The following is a 602-nucleotide window of genomic DNA, read 5'->3' as shown; positions in this document are numbered from 1 at the left end:
GCACGGTGATGTCGTGCGTGGTGGCGGTGCGCCAGCCCGTCAGCGCCTCGTCCACGTCGCGCACCACCGCGCAGTGTTCGAGGAGGTGGCGCACCAGCAGCGGGCCGCTCAGGCCGTGCACGGCGTCGTCGTGGCGCACCTCGCGGTCGGAGTTGAGCGACACCACGAGGCCGTCCTCGTTGATGCCGTCCAGCAGGCCCCACAGCCCGGCGGTCGTGCCCATCACCCGCCGCCGGCCGAGTCTGCTCTGCCACAGCGTCCACTCGTGCCGTGTGACGTCGGCGTCGAGGTTGCGCACCAGTGCCCGGCCGCCGGTCACCTGCCTGCCGGTTACCTCGGGGCGGGGCGGGTCGACGTGGGTCAGGAACGCGGTCAGCCCCGGGTCGTCCAGTTCGGCGGCGGCGGCCAGGTCGGCCGACATGGCGCCGAGGGCGGGAATGGACAGCCCGAGCACCGACGTGCGCCACGTCGTGGTGAACGGATCGTCCACACCGGAGGGACGTAGCCGCGGCCAGTGCCGGCGCACGTGCGCGCGCCACTGCTCGCCGGGTCGCTCCTCGACGAACGCGCGGAACGTCGTGCAGCGGTGGTCGCGGTCGCTC

General features: G+C 73.8%; 1 protein-coding gene. It reads right to left on the bottom strand.

The window, feature by feature from the left end:
- On the bottom strand, positions 1-602 hold a 602-nt coding region (locus ADL03_RS03270), incomplete at both ends, for a carcinine hydrolase/isopenicillin-N N-acyltransferase family protein (protein ID WP_197288045.1).

It is taken from the genome of Nocardia sp. NRRL S-836, assembly GCF_001279525.1.
Classification (GTDB): domain Bacteria; phylum Actinomycetota; class Actinomycetes; order Mycobacteriales; family Pseudonocardiaceae; genus Lentzea.
The sequence above is the reverse complement of the archived record's forward strand: the minus strand, read 5'-3'. Positions and strand labels throughout refer to the sequence as shown.